Source organism: Sciscionella marina DSM 45152, assembly GCF_000379465.1.
GTDB classification, from domain to species: domain Bacteria; phylum Actinomycetota; class Actinomycetes; order Mycobacteriales; family Pseudonocardiaceae; genus Sciscionella; species Sciscionella marina.
The window spans coordinates 457,777-475,240 of the sequence record NZ_KB905381.1 but is presented as its reverse complement, the minus strand read 5'-3'; the positions used below and the strand labels follow the sequence as shown (position 1 = coordinate 475,240).

Here is a 17,464-nt window from a genome sequence, read left to right as displayed (position 1 = left end):
CCCCCATGGTGGGAGAACCACCCTCGGTAATCCCCCGCGGGGGCCCGCATCGCTTTCCTGCAAGCTAGCCTGTCGCGGTGCTAGTGACACGCGCAAGCAGGGCCCTGATCGCGTTGTTGGTCGCGGGGCTGCTCGGCTGCCTCACGGCGCCGCTCGCCGTGGCCGCGCCGCACCGGCACGCGGTGCCGCTCACCGACACGCGGCCGAACACGACGAACTGCCCGCAGAAGCAGGCGCCACCGAAGGCCGTGGACACCTCGGAGAAACCGAAGCCGGGCGCCACCGCCCCGCAGCCGCTGCCGGTCCCCGCGACCCCGGCGGGCGGGCCACGCATGGCCGAATGCGGTTACGTGCTCCCGGAAGGCGCCGGTCCGCTGCCGAAGCACCTGGACTTCGGCTCCTGGGTACTGTTCGACCTGGACAGCGGGAACGTGCTCGCCGCCAAGGACCCGCACGGACGGCAGCGCCCCGCCTCGATCCTGAAGAGCCTGTTCGCCCTCGTCGTGCTGCGCGATCTGAAGATGAACAAGGTCGTCACCGGCACCCAGGCGGACGCCGACGCGGAGGGCACCCGGGTCGGCATCGTGCCCAAGGGGCGATACACGGTCGAACAGCTGCTCACCGCGCTGCTGCTGAAATCGGGCAACGACCTCGCGCACGCGCTGGCCACGCAGCTCGGCGGGATGGACAAGGCCGTCGACAAGATGAACGAACTCGCCGCGCAGCTCTGCTGCAAGGACACCAGGGCGGCCACTCCGTCCGGCCTGGACGGGCCGGGTATGTCCACGTCGGCCTACGACATGGCGAACATCTTCCGCACCGCCATGGCGAACCCGACCTTCGCCAAGATCGTGCACACCCAGAAGATGAGTTTCCCGGACGGGCACGGCAAGTCCTACGAGGTCGCGAACGACAACAAACTGCTCGGCAAGTACCCGGGTGACCTCGGCGGGAAGACCGGGTTCACCGACGACGCCCAGCACACCTTCCTGAACGCGGCCGACCGCGACGGGCACCGGGTCGGGCTGGTCATGATGCACGGCATGAACCATCTCGAGGGCATGTACCAGAACGCCACCGGGCTGATGGACTACGGATTCGCGCTCTCCGGGGCGAACGTGGCCCCGGTCGGGCATCTCGACCGGCCCGCTCCCACCGCGCAGGAGCAGCACAACCAGGGTTCCCCCGCGATGGCGAACTCGGCGAACGACAGCTGGAGCCCGACCTGGCTGATCGTGGTCGCGGTGCTCGTGGTCATCGTGCTCGCCCTGCTGCTGGTGCTGTGGCTGTACCGTCGCAGCCGCCGCAAACCCACCGCGGACGCCGATTAACCGAGTACCCAGTTCGGTTCGCCGTCCGGTTCACCGAACCACACGGTCTGCCGCTCGGGGGTGACCGTGAGACCGAAGGCGTCCCATCCTGGCTCGCCGAGCGCCACCCAGTGCTCGTGGGCCGCCTCGACGATCCGCCACAGCTGCCGTGGCCCATGCTCGCGCACCTGGTGGGCACCCGAACGCGGGCGCACCGAGACCGAGGCGAGCGAGCCGTCCGCGGTCGCGAGCCGGAACTGGCGCCGTTCGTAGCCGAAGAACCCGAAGGCGGTCACCGGCCCGAGCTCGAGGCAGGCGAGAAACCACGCCACCAGCCCGCGGTCGAACAGCGGTCCGGGCGCGAGCTCGCTCTCCCTGCGCTGCCCTTCGCCCCGTGACGGCGGCCAGCCCGATTCGGCCACCCGGCCCGCATCGTGGCGCAGGTCCATGAAGGTCGCGTAGCCGCGCTCGAACCGCCCCTGCGCCCGTTCCCGGCCGACCCGCACCAGCCGCACCAGATTGCCCGCCGAGCGCACCGGTTTCAGATCGCCGAGCAGCACCCCGCCGATCCGGCACTGCTCGACCCAGGCGAACGGGATCGCGGGCACCGCGCAGGTCGCCAGCACCCGGTCGAACGGGGCGTGCTCGGGCAGTCCGGCGGAACCGTCCCCGACCACGAGGTCCGGGTGATAGCCGAGCCCGGCGAGCCGATCCCGGGTGGTGGCGACCAGTTCCGGTTCCACATCGATCGAGTACACCCGCCCGGCGCCGAGCCGGTGGCAGAGCAGGGCCGCGTTGTAGCCGGATCCGGTGCCGATCTCGAGCACCCGCATCCCGTCCCGCAGCGCGAGCGATTCCAGCATCCGGGCCATCACCCCCGGCTGTGAGGAAGTGGAGAGCACCTCGCCGTCCCCGCTGACCGCGGTGACCAGAACCGTGTCCGAGTAGACGGTGGCCAGTTCGCGCGCGGATTCCCGGCGCTGCCAGCCGTGTTCGGTGCGCTCCAGGTAGACCGGGACGAGTACGTGCCTCGGAACCTCGCGGAAGGCCGCGCCGAGCCGTGGATCGGTGAGCAGGCCGGCAGCGGCCAGTGCCCCGGTCAGTCGCCGGGAGCGGCGCCGCCAGCCACCGTTCACCGTCTGCGCCAGAGCAGGATGCCCAGCAGCGCGCCCGCGCCGAACAGACCCGCGGCCTGTCCCCCGCTCGGCCCGGTGTGCACCCCGAGCACCGGACGGACCACCGCCCCCGGTGCGGGCACCTCGACGTGTTGGTTCTCCTTCGCGGTCGCGGTCCACGCGGTGAGGAACAGCAGCAGCTGGGAGACGAAATTGGCGAACACCATCAACCCGAGGATCGGCCCGAACAGCGTGAACGCCGGGTTGCTCTGCAGCGAGCGCAGATAGATCGTCATCACCTGCTTCAGTATCTCGAATCCGACCGCCATCACCAGGGCGCCACGGACCGCGGTGCGCATGGAAACCCTGGCCCGTGGCAGTCGGGCGATCACCCACAGGAAGATCAGCCAGTTCGCCGCGATGGAGAGCAGCAGCGAGACGACCACGAGCACGTACCGCGCCGGGCCGTGCGGGTCGAAGCCGGCGAAGGTGAGAATCTGGCGGGTGAACCCGCTGCCGAGCGCGGTGAGCCCGAACGACACCATCAGCGCGACACCCAGACCGAGCATCGCGAGCAGATCCTTGACCAGGGTGGACAGGAACGGCAGCGCGGGCTTCTTCAGTCCCCACTGCGCGGTGAGCGCGTTGCGCAGGTTGCCCATCCAGCCGACCCCGGAGTACAGGGCGATCACCAGCCCGACGATCCCGGTTCCGCCGCGCTGCTTGATCGCCGTGTCCATCACGTCGCCGATCAGCTCGCGCAGGGCACCGGGCGGGAGCGCGCCCTTGATGCCGTCCCGGATCTGGTTCTGCAGCGCCATGTCCCCGGCGAGCACGAAACCGAGCACGGAGAACGCCAGCAGCACCATCGGGAACAGGGACAGCACGCTGAAGTAGGTCAGCGCGGCGGCGTAGTGCACCCCATAGCGCTCGGTGTAGGCGTCATAGGCGCGCAGGACGTGGTCGATCCCCGGCCTTCTGCGGCGCAACCGCGTGATGAACCCAGGTCGTTCCTCAGCGGGTTTCGCACCCGTGTCTACTCGTGTACCGCGCGCCACGGATGGACCGTATCCACCGGGACGGACTACCGCAAAACCGACGCACCGAGCGCACGCGCAGCTACCGCGTCGGGGTGAACCCGACCTTCTCGTAAGCCTCGGCGAGGGTGACGGCGGCGGTCTCCCGGGCCCGCGCGGCACCCTTGGCGAGCACCCTGCCGAGCTCGGCCCGGTCGTCCAGGTACTCGTGCACCCGGTCCCGGATCGGGGTGACGAACTCGACCAGTACCTCGGCGAGCGCCTTCTTCAGGTCCCCGTAGCCCTTGCCGGCGAAGGTGTTCTCGAGTTCGGCGATCTTCTCCCCGGTCAGCGCGGAGTAGATGGACAGCAGGTTGGACACCCCGGGCTTGGCCTGCTCGTCGTAGCGGATATCGCGGTCGTTGTCGGTGACCGCGGAACGGACCTTCTTCGCCGAGCGCTTCGGATCCTCCAGCAGTTCGATGATCCCGTTCGGCGCGGACGCCGATTTGGACATCTTCGCCGTCGGGTCCTGCAGATCGAAGACCTTGGCCGTCTCCTTGAGGATGTAGGCCTCGGGGACGGTGAACGTGGCGCCGTACCGGCCGTTGAACCGCTGCGCGAGGGTGCGGGACAGCTCCAGGTGCTGGCGCTGGTCCTCGCCGACCGGCACCTGGTTGGCGTTGTACAGCAGGATGTCCGCGGCCTGCAGCACCGGATAGGTGAACAGCCCGACGCTGACGTGATCGCTTTCCTGTTTGGCGGACTTGTCCTTGAACTGGGTCATCCGCGAGGCCTCCCCGAATCCGGCGAGACATTCGAGCACCCAGCTCAGTTGTGTGTGCTCGGGAACATGCGACTGCACGAACAGGGTGCTCACATCCGGGTCGATCCCCGCAGCGAGCAGCTGGGCGGCCGAGACGAAGGTGCGCTCGCGCAGCTGCGCCGGATCCTGCTCCATGGTGATCGCGTGCAGGTCGACGACGCAGTAGGTGGTCTCGTGGGTCTCCTGCAGTGCGACCCACTGCCGGACCGCGCCGAGGTAGTTGCCGAGATGGAAGGAATCGGCCGTCGGCTGGATACCGGAGAACACCCGGGGCCGCTCGGGGAGCGAGGATTCGTTACTGCCGAGCACACTCACGACCGCACCTCGCTGACGCTCGGCTTGGCCGCTCGTGGCCCTGCTGTGTTTTCCGGTTCGCTCGCAAGCTCGCTCACGGCACGAATCTTGCCAGGCGTGCTCAGCCGCGGTGTACGCGCACCCGGACCTCGGTCTCACCGCGCGGGTGCGGGATCCGCTCGGCCCGTTCCCTGCGGGCGGCCTCGGCGACCTGGCGGCGTTTGCGCACCAGCCCGAAAACCAGGCCGATCGCGCCGAAACCGATCGCGCCGATGGCGACCGGTCCGGTCAGCGGCATCGAGGCATCCGAGCTTTCATCGACGGCGAGCGTTGCCGCGTTGCCGACGCCGCCGGGGAGCGTCAGCGCGCACGCGAGGACAGCCAGAGCGAGCACTCGGACCTGCCAGCGCAGGCGGGAGGGCATCAGTCATTCCTCCTGGTTTGACTTTCCGGAACACGTCTCGCCTGCCACCCCGACATGGCTTCGGTGAGCACGTAGCGCCGCACCTTATCGAGAGCCGTCACCCGAACAGCGGCACCCCCTCGAACCGGCGTGTCACCGGTGGTGATCCGAGACCACCGTGACCGGATGGTTATCTACTTGCCGCGCGACTACCAGGCAAGACATGGAACAAATGTGTCATAGCACACAGGAAATCCTTAGTGCATCACGAAACGGCGTCGGGCATGCTTGCGATGTACGGGATGAGGAGACCAACCAGGGTTCTCACGGCAGTCTCGCCGCCTGGGTAAGGCCTTCCCGCTACACCCAACCCCATACCTTCAAAGACCTTAGATCTTTCTGCCCAAAAGGAGACCATCATGGCTAGCATCATCATTGCCATCGGCGCGGAGGCCCTGGCGCTGTTCGGCGTCGCAGGCATCATCACCAAGGCGACGCGCAGCCACATGCGCAAGAACTCGGTCGAGACCGTCGAGGCCACCCCGGCCCTCGCGATGGCCGAGTAAGCCGCCAGGTACACACGAAGAAGGGGCGTGGCGCCCGGAAGCGCCACGCCCCTTCTTCGTCTCTGTCAATCAGGCTCTGACGCTCATGCCTTGTCCGCGGCCTGCTGGCTCGCCTCCACGAGCTCGCGCGCCTCCTCCTCGGTGGACACCGAGGGCGGAGTGCCCTGCATCGGCCGGTTCGCGGACTCCTTCATGAAGAACAGCGCGACCAGGCCGAGCAACCCGACGAAGATCAGGTAGTACCCGGGCCAGTTGTGGTCCCCGGTCGCCGCGATCAACGAGGTGATGATCACGGTCGCGGTCCCGCAGAACGCCGAGATCGAGATGTTGAACGCGACCGAGAGCCCGCCGTAGCGCACCTCGGTCGGGAACAGGCTCGGCAGCGTGGACGGTGAGGTGGTGTTGAAGCACAGCAGCATCACGGTCATCATCAGCATCCCGATGGCCACCGTCGGAATCGAGGACGACTGGGTGAGCAGCGTGGACGGGATGGCCAGCACGATGATCAGCCCGACACCGGTGAACATCACCGGCTTACGGCCGATCCGGTCGGAGAGCTTGCCGATGAACGGGATGATGAACAGCATCACCGCGAGCGCGCCGATCTGCAGGTACTCGCTGACGTGGTTCTCGGTGATCGGCTTGTTGTAGGAGTTGAAGTAGGCCGGCATGGTCGTGGTCAGCACGTAGTTGACGCCGTTCCAGCAGACCACGAGGGCTCCGCAGATCAGGATCGGCTTCCAGAACCGGACCGCGATCTCCTTGAGCTCCTTCAGCGACTGGCTGCCCTCGCGGGCCTCGGATTCCTTGGCCACCGCCTGGAAGGCCGGGGTCTCCTCCAGCTTCATCCGCAGGTAGAGCCCGACAAGACCGATCGGCCCCGCGAGCAGGAACGGAATCCGCCAGCCCCAGGACATCACGAAGTCGTGCGGCATCAGGCTGACGCCGAGCGACATGATCGCGCCCATCAGGTAGCCGATCGCGGTGCCGTACTCCAGGAAGCTGCCGAAGAAGCCACGGCGCTTGTCCGGTGCGTACTCGGCGATGAACGTCATCGCGCCCGCGTACTCACCGCCGGTGGAGAAACCCTGCACCAGCCGCAGGAACACCATGATCAGCGGCGCCGCCAGACCGATCGTGCCGTAATCCGGAATGAACGCGATCAGGAAGGTGGCCGCCGCCATGAGGATGACGGTGATCGCCAGTACCTTCGTGCGGCCGATCCGGTCCCCGAGCGGACCGAAGAACAGACCGCCGAACGGGCGGACGGTGAACGCGATCGCGAACAGGATCGCCGTCCCGATCGTCTTCATGGTGTCACCGGCCGGTGCAAGGAAGACGTCTCCGATGGTCGCCTCGAGGTTGGCGAAGACACCGAAGTCGTACCACTCGGTGATGTTACCGACCATCGCCGCGGCTACCGCGCGCTTGACGACGCCGGGGTGGGTGACATTCACATCCTTCATCGTCAGCGGCTTACCGCCCCCAGCTGCTGCTGCTGCGCTCGTCAACGGCTCAACTCCCGTCTTGCGTTCGTGCTCATGCTTCGTGGACGCGAACCCCGATGATGGCCATCCCGGCCACTACGCGCCGTCCGCTGCAGACGCACCTTAGTTGCCAAGACACCGAGAATGTCCATGCACCCGCAAAATACGCACGAATCTACGGGACCTTTCCCAATAAATTGGACAAATCGGACACTTGTTGATCGCCCGATGAACCGGGACTATCACCCGGTGCGATAACCGTGGAAGATTCGGGCCGGTTCGTCAGCTCGCGTTGACGGTGTTCTGCGCCGCCTCGAGACCCTTCGCGAGGACGGCCGCGACGGCATCCGCCCCGGCGTCGACGGCGAACGGGAGTTCCTTGCGCTCGACGCTGGAGAAGTCGCGGAGGACGAAGTCGGCGGGGTCCATCCGGCCCGGTGGGCGCCCGATACCGAAGCGCACCCGGACGAAGTCATTCGTGGCCAGGGATTTCGCGATCGAACGCAGGCCGTTGTGCCCGCCGTGGCCACCACCGAACTTGAGCCGGATGGTGCCGAAGGCGAGATCGAGCTCGTCATGGACGACGAGAATCCGCTCGTTCGGAATCTTGTAGAACTTGGCGGCCGAGGACACGTGGCCGCCGGAGAGGTTCATGTACGAACGTGGTTTGGCGAGCACGACCCGGTGCCCGTCGAGCTGCCCTTCGAGCACCTCGGCACCGGATTTGTGCGCCTTGAACCTCCCGCCTGCGCGGGAGGCGAGCTCGTCGAGCACGAGGAAACCGGCATTGTGCCGGTTTCCCGCGTGCCCGGGGCCCGGGTTTCCGAGCCCGATGACGAGATGTTGCTCCAACTCAGCTCTCGTCCGAGGACCCGGACTCCTCGCCGGCCTCGGCGGGCTCCTCGGCGCTCTCGTCGCCCTCGGTGTCGGCGTCCTGGATCGCGCCGACGTTGACCACGAGGTACTCGCCGTCGGTGACCAGTTCGACGTTCGGCGGCAGCTGGATCTCGGAGGCGTGAATCTGGGTACCGACCTCGGCGCCCTCGATCGAGACCTCGAACTGCTCGGGAATGTGCAGCGCCTCGGCCTCGACCGAGACGGTGTCCATGTCCTGGTAGTACTCGGCGCCGGCGCCCGGCTCACCGGTGACCACCACCGGCACGTCCACGGTGACCTTCTCGCCGCGCTTGACCACGAGCAGGTCGACGTGCTCGATGTAGTTCTTCAGCGGGTGCACGGCGACCGTCTTGGTCAGCGCGAGCTCGTTGCGCCCCTCGATGCTGAGCGTGAGCACGGCGTTCTGGCCGTTCTCCCGCAGCACCCGGGCGAACTCGATGGTCGGGAGCGCGAGGTGACGCGGGTCCTCGCCGTGGCCGTACAGCACGGCCGGGACCCTGCCCGCGCGCCGGGCACGGCGGGCCGCGCCCTTCCCGAACTCGGTACGTTGTTCGACGTCGAGACGAACCTCGGACACGGAAAACTCCTTGCGATGCTTGGGACAACTGGGCAGCGGTCGTGGTCGCTGGCGAAGGCTGAGCGGGCGCGCGAATCACGCGCGCACTGCGCGAGAACGCCACGTCGATCACGGTCACGCGATCGACACGCGGACCCTCGCCGAGACAACCCGGAAAGTATACGTGCCCGCCTGGCCGGTAACCGAATCGGGGTCCGCGTGAACACCGCGGACCCCGATGTGGAACAGCTGGAAAACGGTCAGGCGTCGCCGTCGAACAGACTGGTCACCGAACCATCGTCGAAGACCTCCTGGATCGTGCGCGCCAGCAGCGGGGCGATGGAGATCACGGTGAGGTTGGCGAACCGCTTCTCCTCGGGGATAGGCAGCGTGTTGGTGAAGATGACCTCACGCGCGCCGCAGTTGGCCAGCCGCTCGGGTGCCGGGCCGGACAGGATGCCGTGCGTCGCGGCGATGACCACACCGGACGCGCCCTCGTCGAGCAGCTGCTGCACCGCCTTGGCGATGGTGCCCCCGGTGTCGACCATGTCGTCCACCACCACGCACAGTCGCCCCTTGACCTCGCCGACCACCCGGTTGGCGACGACCTCGTTCGGCCGCAGCGGATCCCGGGTCTTGTGCACGAAGGCGATCGGGCAACCGCCGAGCCGGTCGGCCCACTTCTCCGCGAGCTTGGTGCGCCCCGAATCCGGGGAGACCACGGTGATGTCCTCGCCACCGTAGGTCTCGGAGACGTGCTCGGTGAGCACTTTCTGCGCCCGCATGTGGTCGACCGGTCCGTCGAAGAAGCCGGTGATCTGGTCGGTGTGCAGGTCCACGGTGATCAGCCGGTCCGCGCCCGCGGTCTTGAACAGGTCGGCGATCAGCCGCGCGGACACCGGCTCGCGGCCCTTGTGCTTCTTGTCCTGGCGCCCGTACGGATAGAAGGGCATGACCACGGTGATGCGCTTGGCGGAACCGCGCTTGAGCGCGTCCACCATGATCAGCTGCTCCATGATCCACTTGTTGATCGGATCGGTGTGCGACTGGAGCACGAAGGCATCGGTCCCGCGCACCGACTCCTGGAAACGCACGAAGATCTCACCGTTGGCGAAGTCATAGGCGTCCTGCGCGGTCACGGAGATGTCGAGCTCCTTGGCGACCTCGTCGGCCAGCTCCGGGTGCGCGCGCCCGGAGAAGAGCAGCAGATTCTTTTTCGGTGTGCCGGACTTGGAACTCATGACCGCTTCTACTCCTGATCGTTCGAATCCGCGGACGCCTGTGCTGCCTCGGCGGCCTTCGCCGCCGCTGTTCCCGGCCGCTTCTTCGCGACCCAGCCTTCGATGTTGCGCTGCGGCCCCCCGGACACCGCGAGCGCCCCCGGTGGCACATCCTCACGGATCACCGCACCGGCCCCCGAGTAGGCCCCGTCCCCCACCGTCACCGGGGCCACGTACATGTTGTCCGAACCCATCCGCACATGCGAGCCGACCACCGTGCGGTGCTTGTTCGTGCCGTCGTAGTTCGCCATGACACTGGCCGCGCCGATGTTGGAGTGCTCACCGATCGTCGCGCCGCCGATGTAGGACAGGTGCGGGACCTTGGTTCCCGCCCCGATCGAGGAGTCCTTGACCTCGACATAGGCGCCGATCTTGCCCTGCTCGCCGAGCTCGCTGCCCGGCCGCAGGTAGGCGAACGGCCCCACCTCGGCCCCGTCCCCGATCACCGCGTCCGTGCCGTGCGTACGCACCACCGAGGCACCCGCCCCGATGCGCACCGAGTTCAGCGTGGTGTCCGGGCCGACGGTGGCTCCCTCGCCGACCACGGTCCGCCCCCGCAGCTGCACGTTCGGCTCGACGAGTACATCCCTGCCGAGTTCGGCCTCGGCGTCCAGCCACACCGTCGAGGGATCGGTCATGGTCACCCCGCCCAGCAGCGCGGTGCGCACCAGCCTGCGGTTGTACTCCGCGCCGAGGGTGGCCAGCTGGGCCCGGTCGTTCACGCCCTCCACCTGCCAGGGATCCGCGCACACCAGGGCGCCGACCGAACGTCCCTGGGCGCGGGCGATGGAGAGCACATCCGGAAGGTAGAGCTCGCCCTGCACATTCTCCGTGGACAACTGGCCGAGCGCCCAGCGCAGCAGGGCGAGGTCGAAGGCGTAGACGCCCGCGTTGATCTCCTGGATCCCGCGCTGCTCTGCGTTCGCGTCCTTGTGCTCGACGATCCCGGTGACCGCGCCGGATTCGCGCACGATGCGCCCGTATCCGGTCGGGTCCGGCACGACCGCGGAGAGAGCGGTGACGGCGTTGCCGCGCTCGGTGTGCTCGGTGAGCAGTTCCTCGATGGTCGCGGTGTCCAGCAACGGCACGTCACCGTAGGTCACCACGACGGTTCCGGTCAGGTCTTCCGGAAGGGCGGCGAGCCCGCAGGCGACCGCGTGCCCGGTGCCGAGCTGCTGTTCCTGAACGGCCGTCTCGACGCGGGCACCGATCCGCTCGCCGAGCTCGGTCAGGTGCGCGCCGACCTCCTCGCGCCCGTGCCCGGTCACCGCGACCAGATGGCCAGGGGAGAGCGCGGCGACCGCCCGGACCGCGTGCTCCACCAGCGTCCGCCCGGCGATCCGGTGCAACATCTTCGGGATGCGTGAGCGCATGCGCGTGCCCTCACCCGCGGCGAGCACGATCGTGCTCAGTTCTCGTCCAGCCAGCGTCACACCCGGAATCCTACGGGCCTGCCGTCGCGGCCTCGTCGCCCGTGCCGTCCAGTACCACGACGGTGTTGCCCCCGCGCCGCTTCGCCTCGTACATGGCCGCGTCCGCGCGGGCGAGCACACCGGTCTCGGTCTCGGTACGGGTCATCGAGACCACACCGACCGAGAGCGTCACCCCCCTGGTGATCTCCTCGGGCAGCCGGTCCACCGCGGCGACCGCCCTGCCGAGTGCCGCGTGCGCGGCGTGCAGCGGGGCGCCGCCGAGCACCGCGACGAACTCGTCCCCGCCGTAGCGCGCGACCAGATCGTCCCCGCGCAGTACCTCACGGAGAGTGTTCGCGATCGCCCGCAGCACCTCGTCCCCGCGCCCGTGCGAGTACCGGTCGTTGACGAGCTTGAACCCGTCCAGATCGATGAGCGCGATCGCGAGCGGGAAGCAGCGCGCGTCATCGCTCATCGCCAGCAGCCGCTCGGTGAGGGCACGCCGGTTGGGCAGTTCGGTGAGCGGATCCTGCATGGCCTGCGCGGAGACGGCGCCGTGCTCGCGGGCGAGGCGCTCGTGTTCCCTGCGGGTGTTCAGGGTGACCATCCTGGTCTCGCGCAGTTGCCACAGTTCCAGCTCCAGCTGGTGGATGTAGTCCTGCACCGCGCCGGTGCGCTGGGCGTTCTCGGCGAGCTCGGTCATCCTGGCCAGTTCGCGGTACAGCGAGACCCGCAGCAGCGGGAACAGCATCCGCACTCCCGCGGTGCTCCCCACCACCGAGGACAGCAGCTCGGTCGCCCGCGCGTACTCCCCTTCCCGCTCCATGCACCTGGCCAACGGCAGCGCGACATCGATCTTGTCGTGCGGAGCGCTGGCCCGCTCCAGCCGGTCACCGAGCCGGGCGTAGTGCTGACTGCCCGGGTTGGCGTAGGCATGCGCGACCGCGAGCGCCTGGTGCTGGTCGGCGACCGGGCGGTCCGGGTCCACCGGGAATCGTGAGCTCAGGAACACCTGTTCGGTCTGTTTGGCCAGCATCGAGGCCTTGACGAAGTTCTGCCGCGCGGTGTCCGGAAAGTTGAGCCGCTCCAGCCGCCTGCCCCATTCCAGGAGCAGAAAGATGCGGTTGCTGTTGAGCACGACCTCGAGGTGGGTGTCGTTGGTCGCCTCGGCCACCTTCTGCGCGCGGCGCATGATCTGGTCCGCGATCTCGAACACGCCCAGAGCCATGAGCACCACGGAGATGTCCACGAGCACGGTGCCGAGTACCGCGTGCGGTAACCGGACCTCCTCGGCGGCGTCCACATCGTCGAGCACCGCGAGCGCTCGGGCGATCTCGCTGATCGCGGTGTCCTCGTGCCCGGAGCCGAGTGCCACCTTCGCCCGCAGCGCGCCGGCATCGGACAGCAGGACGAGCAGTCCGTTACGTCTGCAATACGCCTCGAATTCGGCGAGCGGTTCGCGGGTGGACTGTTCCCCGCCGTCGACCGCGAGCCGCACCACGACCGCGTATCGGAGCAGCTGCCCGACGACCGAGACCTCGCCCAACCGCTTGGCCACGGTGACCAGCTGGTCGACCTCGGCGATGTGCTCGTCGCTGCGGGAGTCGCTCTGCGCCGCCGCGAACACCACGCGTGCGCGTTCGAGCAGGATCTCCGAGCCGGACGGATCCCCGGGTGAGCTCCCGGGCGCCGTGCCCGGGTCCTCCCCGGTGAGGTCATCCAGCGTGCCCTGTTGTCGTAGCACGTAGCGTGGGTCGCCCATGTCCCGCATCGACCAACCCAATACCCATCTGCCAACGACCGATAAGCTCACTTACCGCTCCGCCGCCAGGACTCGAACCTGGACTATTGGAACCAAAATCCAAGGTGCTGCCATTACACTACGGCGGATCAGCGCGATCAACGGCTCCGGTCCACGCGGACACTGTCTCCGTATGGACGCTGTGCAGTCGCGACCGACCCCATCCTTGCATGCGTACGATATCGCCCACTCAAGGGTTCCGCCTGATCGAAAAAGGCGCGAAAATCACAGTGACCGCCATATCGGACTCGAGCGCGAGTAACCTACGGTGAAGTAAGTTACGGTGTCGTAAGCAAAGATCTCCTAATTTTGGGTACGGTGAACCCATGACAAGCGCCCTCGCCCCCGAACATCCCCCGGAAGCGAACGGCCCGAAACCGATCATAACGGGCAAGCGGCCGTTCAGCGCCCAGATCGGCGTGATCGTGTTCCTCCTCCTGCCGATGGTCGCCCTGCTCGCCGCTATCCCGTTCGCCTGGGGCTGGGGGCTGAGCTGGCTCGACATCATCCTCGGCTTCGCCTTCTACTGGGTCTCGCTGCTGGGCGTGACCGCGGGATTCCATCGCTACTTCACGCACGGCTCGTACAAGGCCAATCGCGGCCTGCGTGCCGCGCTCGCCATCGCGGGCATGACCGCCCTGCAGGGCCCGGTGATCTTCTGGGTCGCCGACCACCGCCGTCACCACGCTTTCTCCGACCGGGAGGGCGATCCGCACTCCCCGTGGCTATTCGGCAACAGCCCGGCCGCGATCGCCCGCGGTTTCTGGCACGCGCACATGGGCTGGGTCTTCGACCGGGACAAGACCAACAAGGAGCGGTTCGCCCCCGACCTGCTCAATGACTCGCTGATCACCAAGCTGTCCAAGCTGTTCTGGCTCTGGACCCTGCTCTCCCTGCTCACCCCGGCCCTGCTCGGTGGGTTGATCTCGTGGTCCTGGTGGGGCGCGCTGACCGCCTTCTTCTGGGCGGGCCTGGTGCGCGTGGCGATCCTGCACCACGTGACCTGGTCGACCAACTCGATCTGTCACATGCTCGGTGAGCGGCCGTTCCGCAGCAGGGACAAGTCGGCGAACTTCTGGCCGCTCGCGGTGCTCTCCGGCGGCGAGGCATGGCACAACCTGCACCACGCCGATCCGACCTGCGCCCGGCACGGCGTGCAGCGCGGCCAGATCGACATCTCCGCGCGGCTGATCTGGTTCTTCGAGAAGTTCGGCTGGGCCAAGAACGTCCGATGGCCGACCTCGAACCGCCTGGCGCGGCTCGCCGTGGCGAACGAGTGAGCCTGGCATCCGGATCCCCGGTGGACTTCGCGTCCGCCGGGGATTTTCGCGCTTCGCGGGGTGTTCGGAGGCGTGCTCTAGGGTTGCCCCGTGGCGAGTAAGCGAAGGGAACGCAGGGCGGCCGAGGCCGCGGGCTCCGGGCCGGACGCGGAGCAGAACCCGGTGCCCAGGGTGCGGATGACCGGGGTACAGCGCCGGACCCAGCTGCTCGACGTGGCCCGCTCCCTGTTCGCCGAGAAGGGCTTCGAAGCGACCTCGATCGAGGAGATCGCCGCGCGGGCCGGGGTGAGCAAACCCGTCGTCTACGAGCACTTCGGCGGCAAAGAGGGCGTGTACGCGGTGGTCGTGGACCGCGAGATGCAGGTGCTGATGAACCGCATGGTCGCCGCGGTCTCCGCCGACGAGGACCCGAAACTGCTGCTCGAACGCGCCGCGCTGGCCCTGCTCAACTATGTGGACTCGAACGCGGACGGATTCCGGATCCTCGCCCGCGATTCCCCGGTCGCCTCGACGAGCGGCACGTTCTCCAGCCTGCTCAACGACATCGCCACGCAGGCCGAGGAGGTCATCGGGGTCTACTTCGACCGCCAGGGCCACGACCGGAAACTGGCCGCGCTCTACGCGCAGGCGCTGGTCGGCATGGTCGCCTTCACCGGTCAGTGGTGGCTGGTCACCGGGAAACCCCGTAAGGAGGAGGTGGCCGCGCACCTGGTGAACATCGCCTGGCACGGACTGGAAAACCTGGAGAGCAGGCCCCGCCTCGAAGTGCTCGAGCGGGCCCGGCAGGGAAAGGAACGCGAACGTGAGTGACGAACTGCGGCTGGAGATCGGGGCCGGAGTGGCCACGCTGACCATCGACCGCCCGGCGAAACGCAATGCGATCTCCTTCGAGATGTGGTCCCGGCTGCCCGAGATCACGGCCGAGGTCGAGCGCTCCGATGCCGAGGTGCTCGTGGTGCGCGGCGGCGAGCACTTCTCCGCGGGCGCGGACATCTCCGAGTTCACCACCCTGCGCGCGGGTGCCGAGGGCGCCGAACGCTATGCGGCCGCGGTGCACCTCGGGGAGCGGGCACTGGCCGGGCTCAGTGTGCCGACGATCGCGGCGATCAACGGCTTCTGCATCGGCGGCGGCTGCGAGATCGCGCTCGCCTGCGATATCCGCCTCGCCGCCGAGGGCGCCACCTTCGGGATCACCCCGGCCAAGCTCGGCCTCGTCTACCACTTCACCTCGACCCGCGCGCTGGTGCACGCGGTCGGCCCGGCGTGGGCGAAGCAGATCCTGTTCTCCGGCGAGTTCATCGACGCGAGCACCGCGCTGCGCATCGGACTGGTCAACGAGATTCATCCCGGCGAGACGCTCGGCAAACGGGTGGACGAGCTCGCAGCCACGATCGGCTCGCGCGCCCAGGTCAGCCTGCGCGGCGCGAAGACGATCATCGGCCGCATCCAGGACGGCCTGGACAGCGAGGACGAGGCGGTCACCGAGCTGTACGCGAACGCGCACACGAGCGCGGAATACGCCGAGGGAGTGGCGGCCTTCCTGGAGAAGCGCAAGCCGTCCTTCCGCGGTGTTCGCTAGATCTCCGGAACACCGGCTTCCGAGCCTGGTCCGGGTTCGAGGCGCATGGCATCGGTGGCCGGGTCCACCGAGCCGCGCGCCATCCCCCCTGGGGTGAAGAACCCCCGGGTACCGCGGGCGCGGCGCAGCCAGCCGATCAGGCCGACCCCGATCAGCAGGCACAAGATCGCGATCGCGGCCACCCCGCCGAAGCCCAGCACCGAGGTGTCCCCGTAGCCCGGATCGCTGTACTCGACGAAGGCCAGCACCAGGACCGTGAAGAAGAACAGCGCACCGAGGCCGGGCACCAGTCCGCGCAGCACCAGATTCCGCACGCTGCGCGACAGCGTTTTGCGGAATACCCACACGCAGCACAGCCCGACCATGCCGTACTCGATCGCCACGGTGATCCCGGTGGCCTCGACCGAATCGGAGAGCACGCTCTCGCTCCACAGCGACAGTCCGATGTAGACGATCGCGGAGACCAGGCCGAAGGCCCAGGTACCCAGCACCGGGGTCTGATATCTGGGGTGCACCCGTGCGAAGGCCTTCGGCAGCGCCCCGTGACTGGCCATGGCCAGCGTGCTGCGTGCCACCGGCATGATCGTGGCCTGGCTGGTCGCCGCGCTCGAGGTGAGCACCGAGATCACCATCAGCACGCCGAACAGCGCACCAAGGCCACCGGTGCCGAACACCGCGGTGCTCAGTCCGGCGAGCACATCCTCGGCGTTGTCCGGGTTGCCCAGCCCGATGCCGTGCGTGCCGACCCCGGCGAACGCGACCGCGGCGACCGTGACGAGCAGGTAGTTCACCACGAGCAGCGCGGTGGAGACCACGGCCGCCTTACCGGGCCCGTGGCGGGGATTCCGCGACTCCTCGTTCACCGAGAGGCAGCTCTCGAAGCCCCAGTAGATGAACACGGCCAGCAGGGTCGCCGAGATGAACGCGCCCGCGCCCACCCCGCCCGGCCAGAACCAGTCCCAGCCCGGGGTCAGTGACTGCGGGCCCGCGGTGCCCGAACCGACCCTGGTCAGCGCCACGATCGCGAACGCGATCAGCACGACGAGCTCGGCGAACAGCAGCACCCACTGCACCCGCGCGGACACCTCGATGCCGCGGTAGGACAGGTAACACAGCGCGGCGAGCCAGCAGAGCCCGACCACGGCCGCGACGAACCGGTTGCCCGCGAGCGAGTCCAGCCCGAGAAGCAGCAGGGTGTACTTGCCGGTCAGCGCGGACTGGCTGGTCATCACGAGGATCTGGGCGATGATCACCACCCAGCCGGTGAACCAGCCGACGTGCGGGCCGAACGCTCGGGAGGCCCAGGTGAAGTTGATCCCGCAGTCCGGTTCGGCGCGGTTGAGTTCGCGGAACCCGATCGCGATGAACAGGATCGGGATGAAGGCCAGCACCAGGAAGGCGGGTGCCTTCACTCCGACGCCGGCGATGACGAGGAAGCCGAGCGTCGCGGCGATCGAATAGGCCGGCGCGGTCGCGGCGACCCCGATCACGATCTGGGAGACGAGGCCGAGCGCCCCCGCGCGCAGTCCCTTGGTCGTCCCGGGTGCCTGCTCGCTCACCGAATCCGTCATACGGAGATGATGGCAGCCGCAGTTTCCGTATGCGATCGCGGATAAAACTACGAATTCGGTTGCAAAATGGC

The 17,464-nt window shown here is 68.0% G+C and carries 16 protein-coding genes and 1 tRNA gene; 5 read left to right on the top strand and 12 right to left on the bottom strand.

Translation table 11 applies throughout. From position 1 onward, the window contains the following. Positions 1–77 precede the first annotated feature (77 nt). Positions 78–1,331: a D-alanyl-D-alanine carboxypeptidase family protein gene (locus tag A37U_RS0108170; protein ID WP_157182686.1), complete on the top strand. Its 1,254-nt coding sequence runs from the start codon at positions 78–80 to the stop codon at positions 1,329–1,331. Here A37U_RS0108170 and A37U_RS0108165 read toward each other — a convergent pair. The 4 genes from A37U_RS0108165 to A37U_RS0108150 all read right to left on the bottom strand — a co-directional run bounded on the left by A37U_RS0108165 (position 1,328) and on the right by A37U_RS0108150 (position 4,985). After that, on the bottom strand, positions 1,328–2,446 hold the full coding sequence (locus A37U_RS0108165) for a methyltransferase domain-containing protein (protein WP_020496136.1): 1,119 nt from the start codon (positions 2,444–2,446) through the stop codon (positions 1,328–1,330). The genes A37U_RS0108170 and A37U_RS0108165 overlap by 4 nt on opposite strands. Beyond that, entirely contained in the window at positions 2,443–3,483 is a 1,041-nt protein-coding gene (locus tag A37U_RS0108160; RefSeq protein ID WP_026196986.1) for a YhjD/YihY/BrkB family envelope integrity protein, read from the bottom strand. Before A37U_RS0108160 ends, A37U_RS0108165 begins: the two co-directional genes overlap by 4 nt. Before the next feature lie 61 nt (positions 3,484–3,544). Further along, on the bottom strand, positions 3,545–4,582 hold the full coding sequence (gene trpS / locus A37U_RS0108155) for a tryptophan--tRNA ligase (protein ID WP_020496134.1): 1,038 nt from the start codon (positions 4,580–4,582) through the stop codon (positions 3,545–3,547). Between the two features lie 100 nt (positions 4,583–4,682). Further along, complete coding sequence (locus tag A37U_RS0108150) at positions 4,683–4,985, bottom strand: hypothetical protein (RefSeq protein ID WP_020496133.1); 303 nt, start codon at positions 4,983–4,985, stop codon at positions 4,683–4,685. A gap of 398 nt (positions 4,986–5,383) precedes the next feature. Between A37U_RS0108150 and A37U_RS51335 the strand changes: the two genes are divergently transcribed. Then, the gene (locus A37U_RS51335; protein ID WP_020496132.1) at positions 5,384–5,530 is read left to right on the top strand and encodes a hypothetical protein; all 147 of its coding nucleotides are present in this window, start codon (positions 5,384–5,386) and stop codon (positions 5,528–5,530) included. 83 nt (positions 5,531–5,613) lie between these two features. Here A37U_RS51335 and A37U_RS0108140 read toward each other — a convergent pair whose 3' ends face one another. The 7 genes from A37U_RS0108140 to A37U_RS0108110 form a co-directional block, all read right to left on the bottom strand. After that, positions 5,614–6,996: an MFS transporter gene (locus tag A37U_RS0108140; RefSeq protein ID WP_040586843.1), complete on the bottom strand. Its 1,383-nt coding sequence runs from the start codon at positions 6,994–6,996 to the stop codon at positions 5,614–5,616. Between the two features lie 303 nt (positions 6,997–7,299). Beyond that, on the bottom strand, positions 7,300–7,869 hold the full coding sequence (gene pth, locus A37U_RS0108135; RefSeq protein WP_020496130.1) for an aminoacyl-tRNA hydrolase: 570 nt from the start codon (positions 7,867–7,869) through the stop codon (positions 7,300–7,302). 1 nt (position 7,870) lies between these two features. Beyond that, on the bottom strand, positions 7,871–8,491 hold the full coding sequence (locus A37U_RS0108130) for a 50S ribosomal protein L25/general stress protein Ctc (protein WP_020496129.1): 621 nt from the start codon (positions 8,489–8,491) through the stop codon (positions 7,871–7,873). Positions 8,492–8,730: 239 nt separating this feature from the next. After that, complete coding sequence (locus A37U_RS0108125) at positions 8,731–9,711, bottom strand: ribose-phosphate diphosphokinase (RefSeq protein ID WP_020496128.1); 981 nt, start codon at positions 9,709–9,711, stop codon at positions 8,731–8,733. Between the two features lie 8 nt (positions 9,712–9,719). Then, complete coding sequence (gene glmU / locus A37U_RS0108120) at positions 9,720–11,183, bottom strand: bifunctional UDP-N-acetylglucosamine diphosphorylase/glucosamine-1-phosphate N-acetyltransferase GlmU (protein ID WP_020496127.1); 1,464 nt, start codon at positions 11,181–11,183, stop codon at positions 9,720–9,722. A 10-nt stretch (positions 11,184–11,193) separates the two neighbouring features. After that, positions 11,194–12,924, bottom strand: a complete 1,731-nt coding sequence (locus tag A37U_RS42795) for a GGDEF domain-containing protein (protein WP_020496126.1) — start codon at positions 12,922–12,924, stop codon at positions 11,194–11,196. A 57-nt stretch (positions 12,925–12,981) separates the two neighbouring features. Further along, positions 12,982–13,052 (bottom strand) — tRNA-Gln (locus A37U_RS0108110). 237 nt (positions 13,053–13,289) lie between these two features. On the opposite strand from A37U_RS0108110, the gene A37U_RS0108105 reads away from it, so the two are divergent. The 3 genes from A37U_RS0108105 (at position 13,290) to A37U_RS0108095 (ending at position 15,822) form a co-directional block, all read left to right on the top strand. Continuing rightward, positions 13,290–14,243: an acyl-CoA desaturase gene (locus A37U_RS0108105; protein WP_020496125.1), complete on the top strand. Its 954-nt coding sequence runs from the start codon at positions 13,290–13,292 to the stop codon at positions 14,241–14,243. 177 nt (positions 14,244–14,420) lie between these two features. Further along, positions 14,421–15,053 carry a TetR/AcrR family transcriptional regulator gene (locus A37U_RS0108100; protein WP_157182730.1) on the top strand — a complete coding sequence of 211 codons (633 nt, stop codon included), beginning with the start codon at positions 14,421–14,423 and terminating at the stop codon, positions 15,051–15,053. Continuing rightward, the gene (locus tag A37U_RS0108095) at positions 15,046–15,822 is read left to right on the top strand and encodes an enoyl-CoA hydratase/isomerase family protein (protein WP_020496123.1); all 777 of its coding nucleotides are present in this window, start codon (positions 15,046–15,048) and stop codon (positions 15,820–15,822) included. Before A37U_RS0108100 ends, A37U_RS0108095 begins: the two co-directional genes overlap by 8 nt. On the opposite strand, the gene A37U_RS42790 is transcribed toward A37U_RS0108095, so the two are convergent. Further along, entirely contained in the window at positions 15,819–17,393 is a 1,575-nt protein-coding gene (locus A37U_RS42790) for an APC family permease (RefSeq protein ID WP_020496122.1), read from the bottom strand. The two genes, A37U_RS0108095 and A37U_RS42790, sit on opposite strands and share 4 nt — an antisense overlap. Positions 17,394–17,464: the final 71 nt, after the last annotated feature.

Bases quoted from the DNA above. Each gene is read 5' to 3' on its own strand.
- A37U_RS42790 (WP_020496122.1), bottom strand. From the start codon at position 17,393: ATGACGGATTCGGTGAGCGAGCAGGCACCCGGGACGACCAAGGGACTG.
- A37U_RS42795 (WP_020496126.1), bottom strand. From the start codon at position 12,924: ATGGGCGACCCACGCTACGTGCTACGACAACAGGGCACGCTGGATGAC.
- A37U_RS0108140 (WP_040586843.1), bottom strand. From the start codon at position 6,996: ATGAAGGATGTGAATGTCACCCACCCCGGCGTCGTCAAGCGCGCGGTA.
- A37U_RS51335 (WP_020496132.1), top strand. From the start codon at position 5,384: ATGGCTAGCATCATCATTGCCATCGGCGCGGAGGCCCTGGCGCTGTTC.
- A37U_RS0108125 (WP_020496128.1), bottom strand. From the start codon at position 9,711: ATGAGTTCCAAGTCCGGCACACCGAAAAAGAATCTGCTGCTCTTCTCC.
- A37U_RS0108100 (WP_157182730.1), top strand. From the start codon at position 14,421: ATGACCGGGGTACAGCGCCGGACCCAGCTGCTCGACGTGGCCCGCTCC.
- A37U_RS0108150 (WP_020496133.1), bottom strand. From the start codon at position 4,985: ATGCCCTCCCGCCTGCGCTGGCAGGTCCGAGTGCTCGCTCTGGCTGTC.
- A37U_RS0108105 (WP_020496125.1), top strand. From the start codon at position 13,290: ATGACAAGCGCCCTCGCCCCCGAACATCCCCCGGAAGCGAACGGCCCG.